Genomic DNA, 19438 nt, shown 5'->3' on the forward strand with positions numbered 1-19438 from the left:
AACCTACCTCAGAATCCGGCCCAGTACGCCCTGATGTCGTGGTTTGGCTACGTGAAGCTGTGGACATGCTGCCAGGATCGCCCCTCGCCGTCTGGGCCACACACGTCATCTCGGTTCACTCTCTTCGAAGCGCTCACACGCGATCCGAATCCAGCATCCGTTCGTCGCTGTCGTAGTTCTGGTTACGGTACTGTGTCTGTGCCCCTTTGTGACTCCCTCGATGGAGCCCGTCTACGTCCCTACCTGACACCGTTCCCGTTCGCGCCCGGCAGCTCGGAGCCAGACACCCGACAGATCACCGTCTGATTGAGTCTAGCGGCGTTACTGTCCGCTCGCTGATCCGCTCTGACAGACGTTCATAGTTCTCGGAATGTCTTTATCGACTGACGACTCAGTAGACGTACTGTGGCGACTCGCTCTCCGTTCTCGAACGACGTCTGCAATCACCTTCTCACGCTCTTTTTCAGCTGTCTGTTGCTCATCACGATTCTTTCGACACCAGCCCTCGCCGCGGGACCCGAGAGCACTGCGGTGTCCAGTACGCATTTCCAGACCGACAGCCCGCTCGACATCGAAGAGCTGAACAGTTCGGCGTCAGAAACGGTTGAAATCGTCGTCCGACTCGAGGAGGTGACGATTCCAGAAGCTGCGAGTGATGCTGACGCCGAGCAGCTGTTGACTGATCATGCCAACGAGACACAGGAGCCGGTACTCGAGTACGCGGCTACAACGCCTGGTGTCAGTGTCGAAACGGAGTTCTGGCTAACGAACGCCGTGTTGCTCAAGGTTGATCCCGACCGGATAGAACTCGAGGCGCTCGAGTCAGTCACAGCAGTCGAAACAGTGCACAGAAATTTCGAACTGACCATCCCAGAGCCTCAGACAACGATACAGACGGGTGAAACGTCGTCGACTGCGATCGGCACCGAGCCTCATCAGTCGACAGCTGGCATCGAACTTCTGAACGCCCCCGCCGTCTGGGATGCGTACGAAACACGTGGCGACGGCGTTCGAGTCGCAGTTCTCGACACCGGGATCGACGCTGCCCATCCAGATATCGATCTCTACACTGCCGATTCATCGGATCCAACCTATCCAGGCGGGTGGGCAGCGTTCGATGAGACGGGTGACAGAGTCGATGGCTCAACACCGTACGACTCGGGGGTCCACGGCACGCACGTTAGCGGGACTGTCGCTGGTGGTGGGGCAAGCGGTACCCAGATCGGTGTCGCACCGGACGTGGAGTTGCTCCACGGCCTCGTGTTGAACGAAACGAGCGGATCGTTCGCCCAACTCATCGCTGGTATGGAATGGGCACTTGAGGAGGACGCCGACGTCATCAATCTAAGTCTCGGGATGACCGGCACGTACAGCCAGCTCATTGATCCAGTCACACACGCCATCGAAAGTGGTGCCGTCGTCGTCGCAGCAGTTGGCAACGAGGGTGTAGACAGTTCCAGCTCGCCTGCCAACGTGTACGATGTGATCAGCGTCGGTGCCGTCCACGAAGACGGGACCGTCGCCTCATTCTCCGGCGGCGAACATCTCAACCGGTCCGAGTGGCACACGGCCCCGGAAACGTGGCCCACATCGTACGTCGTCCCGACCGCTGTGGCCCACGGTGTCGGAGTTACCAGCACCGTTCCGGGTGGTGGCTACCAAGCACTGCCGGGAACATCGATGGCGACACCGCACGTCTCTGGAACGGTCGCGCTGTTGCTGTCGGTCGAACCCGACGCCACTCCCGACGCCGTCTCGACAGCGCTATCCGAAACAGCCTGGAAACCAGCTGGGGCCATCACCCCACAGCGTTCCACGACGATGGATACTCGCTACGGGTATGGAATCGTCGACGCGAAAGCCACAACAGATGCGATCGTTGCAGTCCACAGCGACACCGACACGTCAGTCACCGATGAGACGGCCGAGACGGATGCGACGGAGACGACGGCGACTCGAGAGACACCACCGTTTAGCAGGCTGGTCGCCGGGACAGTCGCACTGGTCGTGACGACGATCAGCGTCGCAACACTGCTTCTCGCGCGGTCGCTTGCCCGCGAGACAAAGTGGTAGCACGGAACGAAGTCTTGTCGCAACCAGCGTTTCGTTCGCTCCGACGTCGACTCGAGAAACGGTCGTGGTCGTGCTGGACACTCTATGTTCGAACAGCATGTGTGACTGTTCAAACACAGCATGCTACCCAGCGACCCGAGCGTTTCCAGCGGCTCTCCGTCGCCAGTCTCCTAAAAAAGTCGAAAACCGAATCCTGCGTAGCGGGGGGCCGCTACATCAGGTAGAACAGTGGGAACAGGAAGACCCACACGATGTCGACGAAGTGCCAGTAGAGGCCGAAGAACTCGACTGGCCGGTGGTCCTCGAGGTAGGCATCGATGCTGATGATCCGGTAGATCATGAACACGGCGATGAGCAGTCCGAGGATCACGTGGAGTGCGTGCAAGCCGGTCGTGACGAAGTAGATGGAGTGCTCGAGACTGGTCCACCAGTACTCGCCAATCGAGAACTTGTAGGTGTACTCGTAGGCCTTGACGCTCATGAACACCAGTCCGAGTAGGAGCGTCGCACCCATCGCACCGAGCAGTCCTCGCTTGTTCTGTCGCTCAGCGAAGACGAGTGCAAGGATGACCGTGAAACTCGAGGTCAACAGCACGTAGGTGTTGAGCAGGCCGGGCCAGGAGGCGAACGGAATCGTCTCCCAGTTACCCCAGCCCATGTGGAGGCGCATGAAGACGAACGCGCCGATCGCGGCGCCGAAGACGACGACGTCAGATGCCAGGAACACCCAGACACCGAACTTCGTGTTGCCGACGCCACCGAACGGCCATCGTTCGGCGATCGGCATCTCGGGGGCGTTGAACTCCTCGACACCGAACTTGAACAGCGTGTACCCGAGGATCGCGACGCCGAGTGCCGTAACGAGTGGGTAGATGATGTTCGTTTCGGCGCTGGTGCCAACGAGTGCATCTGGCGCCGTTCCGGTTCCTTCCGCAAACTCGATCATGTACGGTGTCAGTCCCGAGAGACCGAGGAAGAACACGAACATTCCCAGGCCGATACCGAGTGGCCAGATGCTGGCGTGGTCGGCGTGTTCTTCTTCGTGGGCGGTCGTGGCTGTGGCTTCACCGTGAGCGGTTGCCACACCACCGTCAGTGGCTGCTTTCGAGTCGTCAACGAACTCGAGTCGGCCGCTTGCGTAGCTTGGCCGGTCAGACCAGTTCTCCAGCGGTGGAGGCGACGGAATCGCCCACTCGGCTGTGCGGGAGAACTCCCATGGGTTGTCGGGTGCTTCAGGACCAGACACCCAGCTCTTTGCGAACGTGTAGAACATGATCAGGAACGACGCACCGAGGATGAATGCCCCAACGGTCGCGATCTGATGGTAGAGCTGCGCTCCCTCAGTGTAGTGGAAGACACGGCGTGGCGTCTCCCAGGCGAGGAACATCGGGAAGTACAGCATGTTGAACCCGATGAAGTAGACTGCGAAGTTGAGCTTTCCGAGGCGCTCGGAGTACATCTTGCCGCTGATCTTTGGCCACCAGTAGTAGAGGCCGGCGATCAGTGCAGTCACACCCGAGACCATCACGTAGTGGAAGTGAGCGACGACCCAGTAGGTGCCACGGAACTCGTAGTCAAGCACGACGGCACCGAGGAAGACCCCGGTAATACCGCCGAGGATGAACAAGACGAGTGCGCCAAGGCTGAACAGGAACGGGGTCGTGAATCGAACGCGTCCCTTGACCATCGTGTAGATCAGCGCGAAGACCATCAGGTCAAAGGGCAGCGAGATCCCGATCGTTGTCGCCATGAACAGCGTCTTGATCTCGAGGTTGATCGTCGTCAGGAACATGTGGTGCATCCAGACGAGGAACGACTGGACGGCCACCAACACCATAGAGATGATGACCCACTTGCGGCCAACGAGTCGTCGACCAGTGAACGTCTGGAACGTCTCGAACATGATCCCCAGTGCGGGGAAGAAGACGATGTACACCTCGGGGTGTCCGAAGAACCAGAACAGGTGGCCCCAGAGCAGCCCCGATCCCTGATCAGTCGCGAAGTACTGTGTCAGGAAGAGGCGATCGATCGACAACAACAGCAACGCAGCCAGCAGTGCTGCGAAGGCAAACAGCATCATCCAGACCGTCAACAGCCACGACCACGTGAACATCGGCATGTTCCAGAGGCCAAGGCCTTCCGCACGAGATCGGTGGATGGTGACAAGGAAGTTCACCGTCCCGATCGTAATCGACATGACGAACAGTGTCAACGCGAGCACGGTCGAGTTACTTCCTGTCGTCGCCTCGAGTGCGGGCGTGTACGTTGGCACGTTCAGCGGGGCATACATCGTCCAGCCACCGGAGAGCGAGCCACCCTGGAAGAACGAGAGGGCGATCAGGAGTCCCGAGAACAGGTAGAACCAGTAACTCAGGGCGTTCAATCGTGGGAAAGCAAGGTCATCTGCCCCGATCTGAAGCGGGACGAAGTAGTTTGCAAAGCCGGCTGCAAACGGTGAGAGGAACCAGAAGACCATCAACAGCCCGTGGGCCGAGACGGCCTGGTTGAACTCGTTACCCGTCAACAGACCGGTTCCACCGGCTTCCCACAGGTGGGCACGGAACACGAGCGCGAGAATCCCACCGAACAGGAGGAAGAACAATGCTGTCGCCAGATAGAGGATCCCGACGTCTTTGTGGTTTGTCGTGACAAGCCATCGCTTGACAGACGTCATTGGCGGAAGATCACTCATTAGTTCTCACCTCCGTCGTCGTCTTCATCGTCCGTTTCGTCGTCGTCAGCTTCGTTCTCGGTACCGTTTGCATCGTCATCGGTATCTTCGTCGGCATCACCAACCGTGTAGGTCTCGCTTGCTGGGTCAGTGATTCCGACGGTGTCTTCGATCGTTTCGAAGTCGTCGTCTTCGAACGTGATCGTCAGGTCGTATTCGCCGCCCTGTTCGATCTCGTCGATCGTGACCGAGCCGTCCTCGAAGTCGCTTGCATCACGAGTGTACTCGAGGTCAGCATCGTACTCGTCGTTGTCCTGGTGGACGATTTCGAGCTGGAAGTCCTCGTCGGTGACGTTCGTGATTGCTTCACCGTCTTCGGTCTCGATCGTGACGTCGAGTGTCAGCTGATCGTCGAGCCAGGTCTCGAACTCATCTTGCTCCATGACGTTGACGGTCCCAGTCATCTGGGTGTGGAAGTCACCGCAGAGTTCGAAACACTCGATTTCGTGTTGTGCACCGGCTTCCTCAGCCATGAACCACGTATCGTCGTACTCACCCGGGATCGCGTCCGCTTTCACGCGTAAATCAGAGATCCCGAAGGTGTGCCAGACGTCGCCTGACGTCACCTCGATTGCAACCGGCTGATCTGCAGGAACGTTCATCGTTCCAGTCGCTTCAGCACCATTTGCGTATTCGAAGTGCCAGGCGAACCCGTCGCCTTCGACATCGATTTCGACTGGATCTTGATCGAACTCGTCGTCCGGGTCCTCGACGTACAGGAGCATCCCGTAGGTCCAGACAACCAGCGAAATGACGATAATAGCGCTGATTCCGAACGATAAGAATAGTTTCTTGCCGCCCTTTCCACCTGTCGGTAACTCCCCGAGTGTTGGCAGTGACTCGTCGTCTTTCCGTTCGTCGGTATCGCGGTATTTGTACGCGTTGTACAATGTGTATGCGACAACGACAACGCCGACGAGCGTACCGAGTGCGAGAAACACCATGAAGATGCCCTCGAATACGTCGACACGCGTGCCACGCTCACCCAACACCTGCATCGGGGTCGTAAGTGCGTTGTAGATTGTATTCACCTCTTTTGAAGACCGCTTATATGACGGTGGATGGTTGCTGGGTGCACTTATCTATTTGGAAACGATTCAGCCGACTGTCTCGCAGTCTGCCTATACCGTGACGTCTCGTTTCCACGCAGTGCCAGCCAACCATTGTTCACAGTCGTTCATCATTCACTTCGGCCCAGAGCCCTTTTTTCTATCGCTGTCTGTCGGAGATCGTACCAAAGATAATATATATCTCGCCTCGAAAAACGGCCGAAAGCGAACGTGTTCGTATCAGAAATGGATCCCTGACGCTCCCGAGTATCGGATTGCCGCGCTACACTCCTCCGCTCCGCTCGCGCGCGATACACAATTCTCTGTCTTCTCCCATTATATATGATTCAGCAGAAGCTTCTATACGACTCACACTAATTACTAAGTATGCCAGAAGAGGTCCTTTTCAAGTTCGAACGGCAGATGGAACGCAACGAGATCGCTGACTACCTCCGGACTGTCGCTGACAGCCTCGAAAGCGGCGGACCGATCTCTCTCGAAGCTGGTGGCGACTCAGTAACGATGACCCCACCAGCACGTCCAACGTTTGAGATCAAAGCCGAGCGAGAAACCTCGAGTTCGGCTCCGGATAAGCCGGGCGAACTCGGCCTCGAGTTCGAACTCGAGTGGAAGGAGGGCGATCACGAATCCGACACCGGCGAGCTCTCGATCGAGTAGTCGTTAGAACGGAGTGGGCAGTCGCTGGTTACCGTTGAGTGCCAGCGGATCTCCTTTCATCCCGTTCGGCACCGGTTGCGAGCCAATCGTGCGATCAGCAACTGTTCGACTCAGTGACACCTACAGTTCGACGACCCAGATTCGAACATCGGCCGGGAGATCGTAGACTTGCTGAACGATCGCATCGAGACACTGGGCGATCCGATTTGGATCTGCTTTCGCACTGATCTGGACGTTGACGCCCTCGGCCTCGTCGGGACGATGGATCTCGTCGATTTTGAACGCTGGAAACTCACCCAGAACGGTTTTGAGTGTCTCGAGTTCGTCGTCAGTGCAGTCGAGGTTGATCGTCCCATCGCCGAACTGTAGCCACGGCACGCCGAGTGCTGGGTCGGGGCCGTCGGAGTCGCTGTCATCGAGCGCCGTTGCATCGACCTCGAGCGTCAAAAACCCGCTTCCGCGGTTGCGGTGGGCCGTGATGGCGTCGACGTACAGTTTTTGTCGCTCGGCAGGGTCAGCTGCGTCGAAACGCGTCATACGAAACTGGATGGACTCACTCGGTTAAGGTTTTATGTGACAGCGATGACGTACACATTTCTTTAAGCCTTTATGGGAGGGTGGTGAACGGTGGGATATGGCACAGCCACGAATTCTGATCCTGGGTGCACCCGGGGCAGGAAAGGGGACCCAGAGCGCAAACATCACCGAGGAGTTCGACGTCGACCACATCACCACCGGTGACGCACTCCGTTCGAACAAGGACATGGACATCTCCGACATGGACACGGAGTACGACACGCCACGCGAATACATGGATCAGGGCGAACTCGTCCCCGACGAAGTCGTCAACGCCATCGTCGACGAAGCGCTGAACCAAGCCGACGGCTTCGTGCTCGACGGCTACCCACGAAATCTCGAGCAGGCAGAAGAGCTGCAGGACATGACCGATCTCGACGTCGCACTCTACCTCGACGTCAGTGAGGAAGAACTCATCCACCGCCTGACCGGCCGTCGGATGGACCCCGAGACGGGCGACATCTACCACGTCGAGTACAACCCGCCAGAGGACCCCGAGGTCGAAGCACGCCTCGAGCAGCGCGACGACGACACCGAGGAAACGGTGAAAGAACGACTGCGCGTGTTCCGCGAGAACACCGAGCCCGTGATCGAGTATTACGAGGATGAGGGCAGTCTCGAGCGTGTCGATGGTGAACAGGCTCCGGACGAAGTCTGGGAAGCCGTGAAGGCGACGATCGAAGACGCGGCGTAACGTCGACTTCGTTTTTGCTGTGTATTTTGTGCTGATCGCGAGCTATTTTCGAATATCTCGACAGAGAAGTAACAGAATGGATTTGCGTGTCGAAAGAGGTATAAACGCCTCCTCAGTGACAGCGAAGCATCAGCTATCTATTTCGAGTATGTGTTTGACCACGTTGAGATACGTGATGTCTGGCGGAAGAGTGCCACCATTTTGTGTTTCTGGTTCGAACCCATCAAGGCTGTTGTCATGCCAAATTTCGGAATTTCCACTACTACCAAGGTCTACATCTCCAGCAACGACTGATCCGTAAATATTCGTATCTCCACTGCCGCCCGCGGTATAAATCTCCCCTTTTGGAGCGTAAACAAGGCCCTCGAAGAAATCACCGCCACTACCCAGTATCATTTCGAAACTGGAATTTCCATACACTTGCAGGTGCTGAGAATTGACATCTTCCTGATCTGGAGCGTTCATTCCATGTGCATGTGGTGACTCATCTACGAATAGTTCACCGTTCACGTTCATGTTGTTATTAGTGTATATTTGGACCTCATTTTTATCTTCTTCCCAACCCTCGACTGATGTTTGATCATTCACATTGATGGAATCGTTAACAACAATAATTATATCCCCATCAGCTACATCGATTTTATCATAATCTGTAGTGTTAAAACCGTCTTCCACATAATACTCTCCTGCTGTTATTTCGTCTACAGAGTTATTTAGAGGGGTGTACTCTGTTTTCGCCGTATCAATCAGTGACTCTATTTTGTCATCAATGGGATCAATATGGACACCTTCGTGTTGAACATTTCCGTGGATCTCGCCAGCACTTGACCGGGTTGGTTCCTGTTCAACAGTGACTGCATTTTCGAACACAGCTTCAATATCAACAGTCCCAAACTCAACATTAACATATCCATGAGTTTCATTTAATTCGCCATATTCTTGGATCGGGTCGCCGTCGTTACCAGCCTGTTCCTCGAAGTACTGCTTCCAACCCAAATAATACTGACTTGTTACATTAATTGTGATTACATCGTTTTCAATTGTGCTTGGACTACTGACTGGTTTAGTATCCGTCTTTGTTAAGGTCACATCACCAGAGCCGAGATTGCCTTGATCATCAATCTCTACAACGGGAAATGATAGCGTTTCATCCTCGTAATGGACGGGTGGCGCAGATTTGACCTGTGTCTGATTCATTGTCTCACGAAACACACCACCTGCCTGATAAGCGATTTTGGTACCATCTTCCCCCTCGTATTCAATCGCACCGATCGAAATATTGTCATCAACTTCGCCGCCATGGATGTGGATATTTCCCGTGTTGGTCATCACGACTGCACCGCTTTCTCCTGTGTCGAGATCCATTGATCGAGAAACGTCGTCATTTGTGGCTACTGCAGCCATCTGCTGGCTCAACTCAACAAATCCCTGTTCAACACGGTCGTGTTCGGACTCCTGCTCGACGTCAGTCAACATATCACTAGCAACGAGAAAGATTCCGAGACTCCCAATCGCAACCATGCCGAGCAGAAGCACGATCCCGATCAGCGTCGATTGTGCCCTCCCTGACATTATTGTCGATTCGGCCCCGCGTGATACGCCCATGTATTTCTTTATGACAGTCACTGTAATAATACAATCGGTCAATCCAACACGTTACGAATAGTCAGATCCGGTGGTTTCGTGTTCCTCTCCCGTTTCGAGAGATCGTTTTCCCTCGAGTCAGCCAGAATGGTTTTCAGACTGTCATGTAGCTACGAGGTCGAGACAGAAGGCTATCGGCTGACAACCGAAGATAAACACTTGTATACCGAACGTACCCTAGTCCCAGGCAGATGACTCGTACAGCGGAGAAGATCAACGACCTCGTTCGTGAGGATTCCTCGATGGGCGACGCCCTCGAGGCGATCCGCGAGGAAGCCGACAGGAACGGGGGCGAGGTCCAGTGGGCCGACGTCAACGACGACCTGTCGAGTGGGCAATGGGGTCGACTGATCGAAAAGGGCGTACTGGTCGACGGCGACGAGGGATTCGAGATCGCCGATCGTGAGGCCTACGACGAGGCCCTCGACGGTGACGGCGACAGTGGGGGCTTCGACACCGATGTCGATATCGATGCCGAGGAGTCCCAGTGGTCACAGTGGGATAAACTGGCAGGCGTGGGTGCACTCCTGTTGATGTTTGGCTACTGGATCGAGTCCGTCCGGGATACCGTGGGCGGTGCGCTCGATATGTTTCTGGGGCCACTCGATGCCGCGCTGCCGTTCTATGCGGTAATCCTCTCTGTGGCGTTGCTGACTGGACTGTACTCGACGCTGCTGCAGGCGAACCTGATGAACCCCGAAATCATGGGCAAGTATCAGGAGCGGATGAAATCGATGCAGGACAAGCAAAAAGACGTCCGCGAGCGCAAGGAGGAAGCCGAGGAACGCGGCGCCAGCGACGCTGAACTCGAGCGCCTCGACGAAGAACTCGAGGAGGTTCGCGAAGAGCAGATGGAAGCCATGGCGGAGAACCTCGGGATGTTCAAAGAGCAGTTCCGACCGATGGTCTGGATCATGCTGTTTACCATCCCACTGTTCCTCTGGATGTACTGGAAGATCCACGGCGTGGGGATCGGAAGTGCCGAAGCGACGATCATCATGCCGATCGTCGGCGAGACGAGCTGGAGTTCAGGACTGCTCGGACCGATGCCGGCCTGGATCCTCTGGTACTTCCTCTGTTCGATGGGCTTTACGCAACTGCTGCGCAAGGCACTGAACATCGATATGACGCCGTCGACGGCCTGAGATCGGAGCCGACCATCCGACTGACAGGGCATTCGTTTTCCGTTCCAAATCGCTGTCGATAGAGATGGTTTGAGCGCAAGCCGAGCTATCAAGGCGGTGTTCGTCCGTCGACCGATTCAAAACCCATTTTACCGGCCGCCGCGCAGTTCGAATATGTTACTCACCGTCTCCGGCCCGCCGGGCAGCGGGAAGAGCACCACTGCGGAGTTGCTCGCCGACGCGTTTGATCTCGATCACATCAGCGGCGGTGACATTTTCCGAGAACTGGCCGACGAACGGGGCTATACGCCGCTCGAGTTCAACAAACTGGCTGAGGAGAACGATGAGATCGATCGCGATCTCGATCGGCGCCTTCGACGGATCGCCGTCGAGCAAGACGATCTCGTCCTCGAGTCCCGACTGGCCGGCTGGCTGGCCGGCGAACAGGCGGATTTCCGCTTCTGGCTCGACTCCCCACCACGGGTTCGTGGTGAGCGGATCGCCGAGCGCGAAGGGAAAGACCCCAAGCGAGCGACCGAGGAGACACAGGCTCGCGAAGCCAGCGAGGCGAAACGCTATCAGGAGTACTACGGAATCGATATTCAGGATCTGACGATCTATGATCTCTCGGTGAATACAGCTCGTTGGGAACCCGATGCCGTCCTCGATATGCTCGTGACCGCCGTTGGAGAGTATGGCGCAGATGGTGACGAAGGACAGACCAACGTTCCGATCACATACGAGTTCTGACTCCGATGGTTAACCACTCTCGTCTCCGTGGACCACCCGACGAACGGACGCCCGCCGAACTGCTTACCTTCGGTGTCGTCAACCTCGATAAGCCACCTGGCCCATCCTCGCATCAGGTTAGTGGCTGGCTGCGAGATGCCGTTGTCGACACGCTCTCTGAGCGCGGCGCTGACGTCTCGATCGATCAGGCAGCCCACGCAGGCACGCTTGATCCGAAGGTCACCGGCTGTCTCCCCGTGATGCTCGGCGAGGCGACCCGGCTCGCACAGGTCTTTCTCGAGGGTCCCAAAGAGTACGTGGCGGTCCTCGAGTGTCACGCACCGGTTCCGGTCGATGCCGAGTCCGTCATCGCCGAGTTCGAAGGGCCGATTTATCAGAAGCCGCCGCGAAAAAGTGCAGTCTCGCGTCGCCTACGCGTGCGTGAGATGTACGACCTCGAGGTTCTCGAGACCGACGACCGACAGATCCTGCTGCGGATTCGGTGTGAGAGTGGCACCTACGTCCGCAAACTCTGCCACGACCTGGGGCTCGCACTCGGCACCGGCGGCCATATGGGACATCTCCGACGGACGGCGACAACGCCGTTCGACGACACTGATCTCCACAGTGCCTCCGAGTTCCTCGATGCGCTCGCGTTCTGGCTCGAGGACGACGACCCCGAGCCACTCTACGAGGTCGTCGATCCGGCCGAACGGATCCTCGAGGACATCCCACGCGTTACGATCGCCGAGAACGCCGCCCGCGAGGTCGCAAACGGAGCCCCAGTGTACGCGCCGGGCGTCCTCGAGATCGACGACGGCGTCGCCACTGGCGACCTGCTCGCCTGTTATACGCCGAACGGGGCCGCGGTCTGTCTCGGAACGCTGGTCGGTGATCCGGAGGCCGACCAGGGGACTGTGGTCTCACTCGAGCGCGTTCTGGTCTGAGACGGTCTGCTGTGCCGATGTCCCGCGTACCCGCAGGACGCTGGAACACCCGCATCGACGGATTAGAGTCCATATGACTCGAGCAACGGGAGCGCATTTGATACGCGATATCGTCACGCACTCACTGTGAAACGACACGCTTAAACAGCAAACAGCCCTCCGGTAAGATACGGGACCGTGGGGTAGTGGTATCCTCTGCGGATGGGGTCCGTAGGACCCGAGTTCAATTCTCGGCGGTCCCATATTTTGTGTCGCAAAGTTGGGAGCACGAGGTGCCGAAAAGCGGTACCTCGGCAGTCCCACTCGAAATTATCTAGATGTTCAACTCCTGGAGTCTCAATCCCCTGAGACTGCCGAAAATCCAATTCTCGGTTCCGGTATAATTTAATCTGTTAAATGGGTTTTGCAGGGGTGGTCTGCGTGACGACCTTACCTCTTGAAGCCATGCAGTCTTGCGGTTTGTCGACTGCTCAACGGTTCAACATTCATCTGAAGTCTCACATCTGAAACCCAGTGTGGACTGGGACACCCCAGATCCAGACGCGACCGTCGGCTTTAGGTTCCAGTCACTCCGACCACCGAGCAATGACGGTCGTTCTCGCTGGTGTCGGTGCCGACAGCACGAACCTCGGGGCACTTGCCCCACTGTACGATGATGGACGCTTCGAGTACGTGCCGATCCCTGAGAAGGCACACGCGACAGACGAAACCGCAACCCTCGGCTCGTGGGACCTGCGTGCAAGCGAGGGTACCGCAGCGTCGCTCACAAACCGAATCACACCCCAGCCGATCGGCGATGCCGACAGAACTGTCGCTGGTGACGAACTCGAGTCCTGGCCATTCCACCACGACCCGAACTTCGAGGCTCTGACTTACGGCGAACACCGCACCAGCGGCTACGTTTCGAGGCTCCGAGCGCTCGAGCCGGGCGATATCGTCGGCTTCTATGCTGGCCTGCGCCGTCCCGATGGCGACCGCGCCCATCGCTATCTGATCGGTTACATGACCGTCGATCGCGTCGACGTCGTCACACCCGAGATGCCCCAAGCCGAACGCGAGGCGATCCTCAAAGCCCACCCCGAAAACGCTCACACGAAACGTGCCAGCGATGGCGAGTGCTATCTGGGCAAACCGGTCGTGCTCATCGACGGCCGCGAGCCCGGCGGGCTGTTCGATCGGCATCCGATCCAGCTCTCTGAATACTACGTCAAGTCGGGCAACGAACGCGCACAGTACTATCTGCGCGAGGCAATTGCAGACGCGTGGGACGTTCGTGCCGGCGGTGAGAACATGATGTACAAACCGGCCTATCGCTGCGCAGTCTCGAGCGATGTCTTTCGACAGCAGGTCGGACGCTGTCGAGAGCGGACGGCAGATGACGCAGTGATCGAGTCGGCATAGACTGGCTATCAGAGAGTCGTGTGTGAAGATGTCTGCCCTCGACTCGTGCTCTCGCGCGTTGACATGGTCGGTTTCATGTAGTGATAGGTCGTATTCCTCGACAGTGACTGACGAGAACACATCCCGTCACGACCGCATTCGCCGGCATCCGACACCAGGGCCGGGCAACTCGCTGTCCGGGTGGCCGACAGCTCGTAGTCCCGCTCGAGTCGCGATTTCGTATCTCGTCATCTGGCTTGTCCGGATATCGCCGAGTCTCCGGCTCAAGCGCTGGCTGTTGCGCCGGCTGGGCGTCACTGTTGGGCCTGGGGTTTCGTGGGGACTCGAGGCCACGCCGGACGTCTTCTGGCCGGAACTGATCACGATCGAAGCGGAGGCGCTGGTCGGCTACGACGCAACGATTCTCTGTCACGAGTTTCTGCAAGACGAGTATCGGACGGGCGAGGTCCGGATCGGCGAGCGGGCGATGATCGGTGCCGGGGCGATCGTTCTGCCGGGCGTCGAAATCGGTGCAGATGCACGCGTCGCGGCGAACTCACTCGTGACACGTGACGTCCCGCCGAATACGACTGTTGCGGGTGTCCCAGCCGAGCCGATGGGGACAGACGACACTGACGAGGAGCCGCAATCGGAGTGATAAGCGCACGACGAGCGCCAGCCCGGAGAAAGCGAGCGCTCGGCGTGAGCAGGTAGCGAACGAAAAGCGAGATAGCAGCGACGCTTCTCGAGAAGACGCATCGAAAACGCGTTCTGCTCGAGCAATCGGAGCTAGTGGAGACGTCGCGAAACTACAGCGACGGCCAGGACTTGCGGGCTTCGTTCCAGGACGTGATGTCCGCGATCCAGCGGGCGGCGATCGCCTTTTTGAGGTTCTTTGCGGCGAAGCCACCGAAGGTATCGACGGGCAACATATCGACGTCGTGGGCGATCGCCTTGTCACCGACGGAGACGACGGTCCCTTTGTCGTCGTGTTCCCAGGTCTTGAGCGGGCGGTTTTCGATGGCTCGAGAGATGTTCTCGCCAGCGACTTCCGCGGCCTGCCAGGCGGCCTGTGCGGTCGGCGGCGCAGGCTGGTCGCCCTGGTCGATGATTGCCGAGTCGCCGATCGCGAAGACGCGTTCGTTGGAGGTCTGGAAGTTGGCCTTCGTGTTGACGCGGTTGTGTTCGTTCTCGAGATCGACATCGTCGAACGCATCACGACCCGTGATTCCGCCGGTCCAGACAAGCACGTCGTGTTCGAGCGGTTCGCCCTCGTCGAACTCGATGACGTCCTCGGTGGCTTCGGTGATCGGATCGTCCGTATGGATCCGGACGCCAGCGTCCTCGAGCAGATCACGCAGGGCCTGCTGGCACTCTGGGTCGTTCCCGGGGAAGATCTCGTCAAGTGCCTCGACGAGGTGGATTTCGATTGGTGCACGGTGGTTGTCACGGAACTCCGCGATCTCACCGGCGGTCTGGATACCCGAGAGCCCAGCGCCGCCGATAACGACCTGCGCGGGCTCGCCGCGGGTGGCGTCCTGGCTGGCCTGCTTGACGGCGTCGTGAATCTCGAGGGCGTCGTCGAGACTTTTGAGCGTCAGCGAGTGCTCCTCGAGGCCGGGGATACCGTAGTAGGCGGTCTGGCTGCCGAGGCCGACGAGGACGTAATCGTACTCGACGTCATCGGAGTCGGCCAGTTCGACGACCTGTTCGTCGACGTCGAGACCGGTAACCTCGTCCAGAATAAAGCGAGTCGATGGGTCCGCGATCTGATTGATCGGGAACGTGATATCAGAGCGGACGCTTGGGTCACGGATCACGCGGTGTGATTCGTGAAGCACCAGGTGATAATCGACGTCCGCAATCCATGTGAGTCGTACGCTGCCTCCAAGCTCCGACTGGAGTTTATTGATCGCACCGGCACCAGCATAGCCAGCTCCGAGCACGACGACGTTCTCAGTCATACCTAGCAAATAGATACACTACGATACAAAGGTGTTGGAACACGAACCAATGAGTGGTATGTTCACAGTTAACATACTTCTAGCGGGTCTGTTCCGTGACGAGCAAGTGAGTCGGGTTACAGAATCCGCTTGCCGAACGTGCTTGCCGCGAGTTCGGCCGCGAGCGTCGCTGTCTCGTTACCCTCATCGAGGATCGGGTTCACTTCGACGACATCCATCGATCGGAGAATATCGCCACTCTCATGTCGCCGAGAGACAGTCTCGAGGGCGGCGTGAGCTTCCCGGTAGGTGACACCGCCGCGAACCGGCGTCCCAACACCGGGTGCTGTTTTGGGGTCGAGCCAGTCGAGGTCGAGACTTACGTGAACGCCGTCGGTGTCGGTGGTCGCAACATCTAACGCAGTCTCGACGACCGACGTCATCCCCTGCTTGTCGATATCGGCCATTGTGAAGGCTGTCATCTCACTGTCCCGGAGGAGTTTGCGTTCACGATCGTCGATACTCCGAAGGCCGACGTATGCGATTGATCCTTCCCGGACATTCGGTGCAGTGGCCCACGCTTGGTCCCCGAACGTGCCACGGCCGAGCGTCGCCGCAAGCGGCATGCCGTGGACGTTTCCGCTAGGTGAGGTTTCTGGCGTGTTGAGATCCGCATGTGCATCGAACCAGATCGCGCCGAGATCGGCGTCTCTGGACGAGCCCTGCATTGAACCGATTGCAACCGAGTGGTCACCACCCAGAACGAGCGGAAACTCGCCGTCTGCGAGCGTCTGTTCGACGTGATCGGCCAGTCGTGTACAGACGTCTTCGACCTCCCGGAGGAATTTCGCGTTCCCCCGGCTCGGCTGCTTAGCATCCGGGTCGCGCTCCTCTGCCCGTGGGATCGAAAGATCACCCGCGTCGATCGGATCGACACCTGCACGCGACAGGCCATCGGCAAGCCCTGCATAGCGGATTGCCGACGGCCCCATATCGACGCCTCGACGATCAGCGCCGTAGTCCATCGGTGCACCAATAATTCTGATACGCTGTCCCATACGTGTGCTATGATTCGACATGGTTTGATCGTGGCGATTGAGTGAGCGACAGATTTAGGGTTAGATAGGGCTAAAAATCCGATACGATGATGCTGAGCGACGTGATGGAAGATTATCTCAAGGCGATCTACCAACTCCAGCGCGAGACCGACGAGCGGGTCAAGACGTCGGCCATCGCAGAAGAGCTAGATGTCACGTCGCCGACTGTCACCAGTATGCTCGATAAGCTCGAGGAGCGGGGACTCGTCGACCGCGAAAAGTATCGCGGCGTCACGTTGACCGACGAGGGCGAAACGGTCGCCCTCGAGGTAATCCGACATCACCGACTGCTCGAGGCCTATCTGACGGAACATCTCGACTACGACTGGGCGGAAGTCCACGAGGAAGCGGACCGACTCGAACACCACATCAGCGAGAACTTCGAGGCCCGCGTGGCGGACGCGCTCGACCAGCCGACGGTCGACCCCCACGGCTCGCCGATCCCCAGCGCCGACCTCGAGCCACCGGAACGGCCAGACGGAGCCTCCGTCACCGAGTTTGCAGAGGGAGATATCGTGGTCGTCGAGGAAGTCGCTGATCACGATGCCGAGGTACTCTCGTATCTCGCAGAGCACGGCGTCGAGCCGGGGGTCGAACTCGAGATCGTGGAGGTCGCTCCCTTCGGGATGGTTACCGCCCGCTCGAGCGGCCACGACGACACCGTTTCGTTGCCCGAATCCGTCGCACATCATGTTCGTGTGGCTGCGCCGGCAGAAGTCGAACAATAACGGTAGTTCGGACAGATCTGTTCAGGAAATCCACGAGCTGCTGCGTTTAGAGTCAGTCTAACTGCCGACCATTGGAAAAGCTATAAGTTTAGATGGCTCTAATCATTTGTCAATGATGACTCGATATTTCGGTACTGGTACGGAGGAGCCCTCATGACAGCACGATCGATTAACGATCTCCCGCGATGGGTGCTGGCTGTTGGCCCAGTGGTAGTTCTCGCAGTCGTGTTCGGACTCCTGTATTTCACGTCGCCGTTCAGCGGCCTCGGTTCAGCTGACGAGGCGAGCACCGCCGAAATTGTCTGGATGGTGACGGTCATCGGTGCGATTGCAGGCATCATTCCAGTTGCGATCGGGATGCTCTGGTTTCCCTTTATCCGGAATCTCGAGCCGAAGTATCTCCATGCGTTTATGGCGCTTGCGGCCGGTGTCCTTGCGTTTATTGCCGTCGAGATGACCGAAGAGATCATTGAGTACGGCGCCGAGGTCGACGGCGCGCTCACTGCAGGAACAGTCGCTGTCGTCGGTGTCGGGGGGACGTTTGCTGTGATGTATGCCGCCAGCAAGTGGCGACAGCACAAAATGTCGAGCCAGGACAAAAGTGGGCTCCACATTGCCTACCTCGTCGCGCTCGCCTTGGGACTGCATAGCATTGGTGAGGGGCTCGGGATCGGTGTCGCCTACGTCCAAGGGGATGCGACGCTCGTGATGTTGCTCGTGTTGGCGTTCGTCATGCACAACGTGATGGAAGGGCCGACTGTCGTCGCGGCAGTTGCCCGCGATAGGGACCAGCCACCACTTCGACATTTCGCTGCGATGGGCATTATCGCTGGCGGACCCGTTATCCTCGGCGGCTGGATCGGCAGCTTTGCAAACTCGCCACTACTTGCCGTTCTCTTCTATGCGATCGCTGTCGGTGCGATTATCCAGGTGCTCATCGAGGTCGCCGACCTCATCCGCTTTGATGCCGAAGCCGTCTTGAGTCGGACAAACACGGCGACGTTCGTCGGCGGCTTCGTTCTCATGTTCTTCCTCGAGGACGTCCTCACCGACCTCGTCCTCGAGGGCTGGCTCGTTCCAGTCTGAGACCGTCGTCGAGACGGAGACGGCAGTCCTCATACGTCTATCGATCACCCTGTGGTAACAGACGGTATCAGCAAACAGTCTCCTAGAGCGACGCAAACAGACACCAACTCACAGACCGCTTCCGAAGCAAAACGCCTTACTATAGGCGGCTCAAAGATCAAAATCCTAGCGAAACAACCTGACTCACCCGTCGGGTTTAAGGAAATCAACTACGAATATCCCAGTATGTCATCCATCGAACTCACCCCCAGCCAGAAGAAAATCCTCCGGGCACTAACGAATCTTCACAAGGAATCAGAATCCGCGATCAAAGGTGAGGATATCGCCGAACAGGTCGACCGGAACCCCGGCACGATCCGAAACCAGATGCAGAGTCTCAAAGCCCTGCAGCTGGTCGAAGGCGTACCAGGCCCGAAAGGAGGATATAAACCAACCGCAGCAGCGTACGAGGCGCTCGAAATCCAGCAGATGGATGATCCAGCCTCCGTCCCACTCGAGCACGAAGGCGAGCCTGTAGACGACGTCATCGTCGAGGAAATCGACCTCTCGAGTGTTCACCACCCCGAACTCTGCCGTGCTGAGATCCACATCCAGGGGGCGATGGGTGAGATCCACGAGGATGACTCGGTCATCGTCGGACCGACACCACTCTCGAAACTCGTTATCGAAGGACGTGTCGACGGGAAAGACGACACTAACAACATTCTGATCCTTCGGATCGAGGACATGGTCGCGCCTGCCGAAGAACCAGCACACTGAACGCGCGTTCGGCGCTGGCAGTTCGTCTCGTCTCCGTTCTTACCGACAGCTGCTCCTACCGGACAGACTGGCGTGGAGTCGGTCACGCACTCGAGGTCATCGTCCGGACACATTCGCAGCCAACGTCGTACTGACTGTGAGTCACATCCGCCAGCGGTCTGGCGACACCGTTCACCCCACCAACACATCTGGTATCGACT

General features: G+C 57.8%; 17 protein-coding genes and 1 tRNA gene. 12 read left to right on the top strand and 6 right to left on the bottom strand.

Features of this window, described 5'->3' with window-relative positions; translation table 11 throughout:
• Positions 1–405: 405 nt before the first annotated feature.
• Positions 406–2073: a S8 family serine peptidase gene (locus ACERJA_RS00890; RefSeq protein ID WP_373606464.1), complete on the top strand. Its 1668-nt coding sequence runs from the start codon at positions 406–408 to the stop codon at positions 2071–2073.
• 211 nt (positions 2074–2284) lie between these two features.
• Here ACERJA_RS00890 and ACERJA_RS00895 read toward each other — a convergent pair whose 3' ends face one another.
• The gene (locus tag ACERJA_RS00895) at positions 2285–4765 is read right to left on the bottom strand and encodes a cbb3-type cytochrome c oxidase subunit I (RefSeq protein ID WP_373606465.1); all 2481 of its coding nucleotides are present in this window, start codon (positions 4763–4765) and stop codon (positions 2285–2287) included.
• Positions 4765–5802, bottom strand: coding sequence for a cytochrome c oxidase subunit II (coxB, locus tag ACERJA_RS00900; protein ID WP_006067781.1), 1038 nt, complete (start codon positions 5800–5802; stop codon positions 4765–4767). Before coxB ends, ACERJA_RS00895 begins: the two co-directional genes overlap by 1 nt.
• 438 nt (positions 5803–6240) lie before the next feature.
• Between coxB and ACERJA_RS00905 the strand changes: the two genes are divergently transcribed.
• Positions 6241–6531, top strand: a complete 291-nt coding sequence (locus tag ACERJA_RS00905) for an amphi-Trp domain-containing protein (protein WP_006067782.1) — start codon at positions 6241–6243, stop codon at positions 6529–6531.
• 120 nt (positions 6532–6651) lie between these two features.
• Here the strand turns inward: ACERJA_RS00905 and ACERJA_RS00910 are convergent, their stop codons facing one another.
• Positions 6652–7068 (bottom strand): hypothetical protein, encoded by a 417-nt coding sequence (locus ACERJA_RS00910; protein ID WP_373606466.1) that lies wholly within the window; start codon positions 7066–7068, stop codon positions 6652–6654.
• Positions 7069–7165: 97 nt separating this feature from the next.
• Here ACERJA_RS00910 and ACERJA_RS00915 point away from each other — a divergent pair, with 97 nt between their 5' ends.
• Positions 7166–7801, top strand: coding sequence for an adenylate kinase (locus ACERJA_RS00915; protein ID WP_373606467.1), 636 nt, complete (start codon positions 7166–7168; stop codon positions 7799–7801).
• 129 nt (positions 7802–7930) lie between these two features.
• Here ACERJA_RS00915 and ACERJA_RS00920 read toward each other — a convergent pair whose 3' ends face one another.
• Positions 7931–9406, bottom strand: a complete 1476-nt coding sequence (locus ACERJA_RS00920; protein WP_373606468.1) for a hypothetical protein — start codon at positions 9404–9406, stop codon at positions 7931–7933.
• Between the two features lie 230 nt (positions 9407–9636).
• Here ACERJA_RS00920 and ACERJA_RS00925 point away from each other — a divergent pair, with 230 nt between their 5' ends.
• From ACERJA_RS00925 to ACERJA_RS00950, 6 genes are all read left to right on the top strand, one after another.
• Positions 9637–10590, top strand: coding sequence for a DUF106 domain-containing protein (locus tag ACERJA_RS00925; protein ID WP_373606469.1), 954 nt, complete (start codon positions 9637–9639; stop codon positions 10588–10590).
• Positions 10591–10743: 153 nt separating this feature from the next.
• A complete protein-coding gene (cmk, locus tag ACERJA_RS00930; protein WP_373606470.1) occupies positions 10744–11319 on the top strand; it encodes a (d)CMP kinase in 576 nt (191 codons plus the stop codon).
• Positions 11320–11324: 5 nt separating this feature from the next.
• Positions 11325–12245 (top strand): RNA-guided pseudouridylation complex pseudouridine synthase subunit Cbf5, encoded by a 921-nt coding sequence (locus ACERJA_RS00935; RefSeq protein ID WP_373606471.1) that lies wholly within the window; start codon positions 11325–11327, stop codon positions 12243–12245.
• Positions 12246–12416: 171 nt separating this feature from the next.
• Positions 12417–12487: transfer RNA gene (locus ACERJA_RS00940), tRNA-Pro, on the top strand.
• 343 nt (positions 12488–12830) lie between these two features.
• Positions 12831–13646, top strand: a complete 816-nt coding sequence (locus ACERJA_RS00945; RefSeq protein WP_373606472.1) for a hypothetical protein — start codon at positions 12831–12833, stop codon at positions 13644–13646.
• 103 nt (positions 13647–13749) lie between these two features.
• Positions 13750–14283 (top strand): DapH/DapD/GlmU-related protein, encoded by a 534-nt coding sequence (locus tag ACERJA_RS00950; RefSeq protein WP_373606473.1) that lies wholly within the window; start codon positions 13750–13752, stop codon positions 14281–14283.
• Positions 14284–14434: 151 nt separating this feature from the next.
• Here ACERJA_RS00950 and ACERJA_RS00955 read toward each other — a convergent pair whose 3' ends face one another.
• Entirely contained in the window at positions 14435–15589 is a 1155-nt protein-coding gene (locus ACERJA_RS00955) for an NAD(P)/FAD-dependent oxidoreductase (RefSeq protein ID WP_373606474.1), read from the bottom strand.
• Between the two features lie 116 nt (positions 15590–15705).
• Positions 15706–16626, bottom strand: a complete 921-nt coding sequence (gene rocF, locus ACERJA_RS00960) for an arginase (RefSeq protein ID WP_373606475.1) — start codon at positions 16624–16626, stop codon at positions 15706–15708.
• Between the two features lie 86 nt (positions 16627–16712).
• Here rocF and ACERJA_RS00965 point away from each other — a divergent pair, with 86 nt between their 5' ends.
• From ACERJA_RS00965 to ACERJA_RS00975, 3 genes are all read left to right on the top strand, one after another.
• The gene (locus tag ACERJA_RS00965; protein ID WP_373606476.1) at positions 16713–17393 is read left to right on the top strand and encodes a metal-dependent transcriptional regulator; all 681 of its coding nucleotides are present in this window, start codon (positions 16713–16715) and stop codon (positions 17391–17393) included.
• 153 nt (positions 17394–17546) lie between these two features.
• On the top strand, positions 17547–18479 hold the full coding sequence (locus ACERJA_RS00970) for a ZIP family metal transporter (protein WP_373606477.1): 933 nt from the start codon (positions 17547–17549) through the stop codon (positions 18477–18479).
• Positions 18480–18704: 225 nt separating this feature from the next.
• Positions 18705–19238 carry an Rrf2 family transcriptional regulator gene (locus tag ACERJA_RS00975; RefSeq protein WP_373606478.1) on the top strand — a complete coding sequence of 178 codons (534 nt, stop codon included), beginning with the start codon at positions 18705–18707 and terminating at the stop codon, positions 19236–19238.
• The last annotated feature ends 200 nt before the right edge of the window (positions 19239–19438 follow it).

Source organism: Natronorubrum sp. A-ect3 (assembly GCF_041821125.1).
GTDB lineage: Archaea > Halobacteriota > Halobacteria > Halobacteriales > Natrialbaceae > Natronorubrum > Natronorubrum bangense.

Bases quoted from the DNA above. Each gene is read 5' to 3' on its own strand.
- ACERJA_RS00895 (WP_373606465.1), bottom strand. From the start codon at position 4,765: ATGAGTGATCTTCCGCCAATGACGTCTGTCAAGCGATGGCTTGTCACG.
- coxB (WP_006067781.1), bottom strand. From the start codon at position 5,802: ATGCAGGTGTTGGGTGAGCGTGGCACGCGTGTCGACGTATTCGAGGGC.
- ACERJA_RS00905 (WP_006067782.1), top strand. From the start codon at position 6,241: ATGCCAGAAGAGGTCCTTTTCAAGTTCGAACGGCAGATGGAACGCAAC.
- ACERJA_RS00910 (WP_373606466.1), bottom strand. From the start codon at position 7,068: ATGACGCGTTTCGACGCAGCTGACCCTGCCGAGCGACAAAAACTGTAC.
- ACERJA_RS00915 (WP_373606467.1), top strand. From the start codon at position 7,166: ATGGCACAGCCACGAATTCTGATCCTGGGTGCACCCGGGGCAGGAAAG.
- ACERJA_RS00920 (WP_373606468.1), bottom strand. From the start codon at position 9,406: ATGGGCGTATCACGCGGGGCCGAATCGACAATAATGTCAGGGAGGGCA.
- ACERJA_RS00925 (WP_373606469.1), top strand. From the start codon at position 9,637: ATGACTCGTACAGCGGAGAAGATCAACGACCTCGTTCGTGAGGATTCC.
- cmk (WP_373606470.1), top strand. From the start codon at position 10,744: ATGTTACTCACCGTCTCCGGCCCGCCGGGCAGCGGGAAGAGCACCACT.
- ACERJA_RS00935 (WP_373606471.1), top strand. From the start codon at position 11,325: ATGGTTAACCACTCTCGTCTCCGTGGACCACCCGACGAACGGACGCCC.
- ACERJA_RS00945 (WP_373606472.1), top strand. From the start codon at position 12,831: ATGACGGTCGTTCTCGCTGGTGTCGGTGCCGACAGCACGAACCTCGGG.
- ACERJA_RS00955 (WP_373606474.1), bottom strand. From the start codon at position 15,589: ATGACTGAGAACGTCGTCGTGCTCGGAGCTGGCTATGCTGGTGCCGGT.
- rocF (WP_373606475.1), bottom strand. From the start codon at position 16,626: ATGGGACAGCGTATCAGAATTATTGGTGCACCGATGGACTACGGCGCT.
- ACERJA_RS00965 (WP_373606476.1), top strand. From the start codon at position 16,713: ATGATGCTGAGCGACGTGATGGAAGATTATCTCAAGGCGATCTACCAA.
- ACERJA_RS00970 (WP_373606477.1), top strand. From the start codon at position 17,547: ATGACAGCACGATCGATTAACGATCTCCCGCGATGGGTGCTGGCTGTT.
- ACERJA_RS00975 (WP_373606478.1), top strand. From the start codon at position 18,705: ATGTCATCCATCGAACTCACCCCCAGCCAGAAGAAAATCCTCCGGGCA.